The organism is Sphaerisporangium sp. NPDC005289 (assembly GCF_040607455.1).
GTDB classification, from domain to species: domain Bacteria; phylum Actinomycetota; class Actinomycetes; order Streptosporangiales; family Streptosporangiaceae; genus Sphaerisporangium; species Sphaerisporangium rhizosphaerae.
In genome coordinates this window covers 1-3,995 of record NZ_JBEXGS010000057.1, presented here as the reverse complement: position 1 = coordinate 3,995, position 3,995 = coordinate 1, and the positions used below count along the sequence as shown (strand labels likewise).

General features: G+C 72.0%; 1 protein-coding gene. It reads right to left on the bottom strand.

What is annotated here, in order from left to right; genetic code table 11:
* On the bottom strand, positions 1 to 3,935 hold a 3,935-nt coding region (locus ABZT47_RS40230), incomplete at its 3' end, for a type I polyketide synthase (protein ID WP_354854065.1).
* Positions 3,936 to 3,995 lie beyond the last annotated feature (60 nt).

Here is a 3,995-nt window from a genome sequence, read left to right as displayed (position 1 = left end):
GTGCCGGTGCCGTGTCCTTCGACCACGTCCACCTGCGCCGGACCGATCCCCGCCGACGCCAGCGCCTGAGCGATCACCCGCTCCTGCGAGGGACCGTTGGGGGCGGTCAGCCCGTTGGAGGCGCCGTCCTGGTTGACCGCGCTGCCACGCAGCACCGCCAGCACCTGGTGCCCACGACGGCGAGCGTCCGACAGCCGCTCCACCACCAGCACACCGACACCCTCGCCCCAACCCACCCCATCAGCCGCCTCGGCGAACGACTTACACCGCCCATCAGCGGCCAGACCCCGCTGGAGGCCGAAGTCGGTGAAGGTGTCGGGCGTGGCCATCACCGTCACGCCTCCGGCCAGCGCCAGATCACACTCCCCGCTACGCAGCGCCTGCGCCGCTAAATGCAGCGCCACCAGCGACGATGAACACGCCGTGTCCACCGACACCGCCGGCCCCTCCAGGCCGAACGCGTACGAGACTCGCCCGGACACCACACTGGCCAGGCTGCCGTTGCCCAGGTAGCCGGCATACTCCTCCGGCACCTTGCCCGGCCGAGTGCCCCAGTCGTGGTACATCACTCCGGCGAACACCCCGGTCGGGGTGCCGCGCAGACCGGACGGGTCGATGCCGGCGCGCTCCAGGGCCTCCCAGGACGCTTCGAGCAGCAGTCGCTGCTGCGGGTCCATGGCGGTGGCCTCGCGCGGACCGATGTCGAACGGGGCGGGGTCGAAGTACGCCGCGTCGTGCAGGAACCCGCCCTGCCGGGTGTAGGTGCGACCCTGCTTGCCGGGCTCGGGGTCGTAGATGCCGGTGATGTCCCAGCCTCGGTCGGTGGGGAAGCCGGTGATGCCATCGCGGTCGTCGACCAGGAGTTGCCACAGGTCGTCGGGGCTGGTCACCTGACCGGGGAAACGGCAGGCCATCCCGACAACGGCGATCAGATCACCATCACCACCCGAACCGCCGGAACCGCCAGCCGGGACCGCCGGGGCCGGACCAGAGGCAGCACCACCGAACACCGTGGCATCCAGATGCATCGCCAGCGCGCGAGGAGTGGGGTGATCGAACACCAAGGTCGGGGTGAGCCGTAACCCGGTCACCGTGTGCAACCGGTTACGCAACTCCACCGCGGTCAGCGAATCGAACCCGAACTCCTGGAAAGGCCGATCGGCATCGATCGCCGCAGCACTGTCATGCCCCAGCGTGGCCGCCGCCTGAGCACAGACCATGTCCAGCAACTGCCGCTGGCGCTGCCGCGCCGACAGATGCGCCAGCGCCATCACCGGCCGCTCCGCACCCGCACCAGCCGTACCAGCGGCGCCGGGCGCCGCGGTGGGATCGGCCACCCGCGCGGGATCAGCCGCGGGACGCACCGCAGGACCGGCCAACTCCCGCAACAGCGCCGGCAGACCCGCCCCACGCCGGCCCAGCGCCGCCGCATCGAACCGAGCCGGCACCACGAACGGCCGCCCCGCCACCACAGCCGCATCCAACAGAGCCAACCCCTGACCCGCGGTCAACGCCACCACACCAGCGGCATTCATCCGCGCCTCATCACGCGCACCGATCCGACCCGCCATCCCCCGTTCCTCCACCCACGGCCCCCACGCCAGCGACACCCCCGGCAGACCAGCCGCCGCCCGAGCCACCGCCAACGCATCCACCGCGGCATTGGCCGCCGCGTAATTCCCCTGCCCGGCCCCATCCACCACCCCGGCCAGCGAAGAGAACACCACAAACCGCGCCAGATCCCCACCACGCGTCAACTCATCCAGATACCACGCCGCATCCACCTTCGGCCGCAGCACCGCCTCCACCCGACCAGCCGACAACGACGAAACCACCCCGTCATCCACCACCCCCGCCGCATGCACCACCGCACGCAACGGCCACGCCCCACCCATCTCGCCCAGCAGCGCGCTCAGAGCGTCCCGATCAGCCACGTCGCAGGCGGCGACGGTCACCTCGGCACCCTGCTCGGTCAGCTCATCACGCAGCTCGACCGCCCCAGGAGCATCCAGACCACGCCGAGAGACCAGCAACAGATGCCGCACCCCATGCACCGCCACCAAATGCCGCGCCACCAACGCACCCAACCCACCGGTACCACCAGTGACCAACGTGGTCCCATCGACCGGCCACATGACCTCAGCATCCTCACCGCCCACCTGGCCGGCTTCCCCAAGCGACGGGAAGACTCCACCGTCCAGGTCGGGGGATGCCACGTGCGTCATCCGGGACACCCACAGCCGGCCCCCGCGCACCGCCGCCTCCGGCTCACCACAGGCCAGCGCCGCCGCCACCGCGTCGGTCACCTCGTCACCGCTTCGGCCCAGCGAGGCACCGGCAGGCGCCACCTCACCGGGTGCCGTCTCGGTGTCGCCTTCCAGATCGACCAACGTGATCCGACCGGGCTCCTCCGACTGAGCGGCCCGCACCAGCCCCCACACCGCGGCCTGCGCCGGATCCGGGACCTCGCCGTCGGCCACGGCCATCGCACCCCGGGTCACCACCACCAACCGGGCGTCAGCTCTCGTCTCACTGGTCAGCCACTCGCGCAAGCGGGCCAGCACCGAACCCACGCCACGGCGCAGGCGGTCCAGCGTCCCACTGTCGGCGGATCCGACCCTGGCCCACTCGGTGGCATCGATCACCAGATCCGCGCCGATGCCACCCGACGACATCGTCACGTCCATCGGGCGCCACACCACCTCGTGCAGCCACTGGTGCGCCGCAGAGCGCGAACTCGACCACTGCGCGGGCACCGGGCGGTAAGCCAGTGACGTCACCGTGGCCACCGGCCGGCCCACCGGGTCGGCGAGGTCGAGCCGAACCCCGGATTCCTCGTCCGGGCGCAGCCTGACCCGCGCCGCACGCGCCCCGTCGGCATGCAGTGACACCCCGCGCCAGGCGAACGGCAACGCCGTGTCCTGCTCGTGGCCGGGCAGCAGGTCGGTGGCGTGCAGGGCCGCGTCGAGCAGCGCTGGGTGCACGCCGAAGCCCGTTGCCTCCACCCCGTCGGCCAACGCCACCTCGACGAAGACCTCCTCGCCGCGGCGCCAGGCTCGGGTGAGGCCGCGGAAAGCGGGGCCGTAGTCGTAGCCGCGGTCGGCCATCGCCGGGTAGAGGCCGGTGACGTCGACCGGTTCGGCGCCCGGCGGTGGCCAGTCGGCGAACTCGTGTGCCGCCGCCGAGCCGGGAGCGGGGACGGGGGAGAGGATGCCGGTGGCGTGCCGTAGCCAGACACCGTCTTCGCCGATGGAGTGGATCTCCACGGGCCGCCGCCCGTCCACGGCGGATCGGCCGGCGACCACCCGGATCGTCACCTGACCACGACTCGGTGGCTCCAGCGGGGCGTGCAGGGTGAGTTCGTCGATGGTGGGGCAGCCGACCTGGTCTCCGGCGCGCAGGGCCAGTTCGACGAAGGCGGTGCCGGGCAGGATCGGGGTGGCGTTGATGGCGTGATCGGCCAGCCAGGAATGAGCGGTGAGCGACAGCCGGCCGGTCAGGATGGCGCCGCCGTCGGGCTGCTCCACCACCGCACCAAGGATCGAATGGTCGGCGGCACGCAGACCGAGCGCGGCCGGGTCACTGGTCGGAGCCGCCTGCAGCCAGTAACGGCGATGCTGGAACGGATAGGTGGGCAGATCCAGGTCGCCGACGCGGGTCCCAGCCGGTCCGGTCGTTCCGGTTCCGGTGGTCCAGGCCGGCCAGGCGGTCCAGTCCACGCCGGTGCCGCAGGTCCATGCCTGGCCCAGTCCGGCGACCAGTTGGGCGGTCTCGTCCCGGTCGCGGCGCAGCAACGCCACCACCGAGGCAGGCTCCGCGTCTTTACCGCCACCGCCGGCACCGCGGACCTGGGCGTGGTCGCCGTCCCCACCGCCGGTTCCGTCGAGGTGCCGGTCACCGGCGTTGTCGTGGTGGGCGAGGGTCTGCTCGATCATGGGGGCCAGCTGGGCGTCCGGGCCTGCCTCGATGAAGCAGCCGACGCCCTGGCCGCGCAG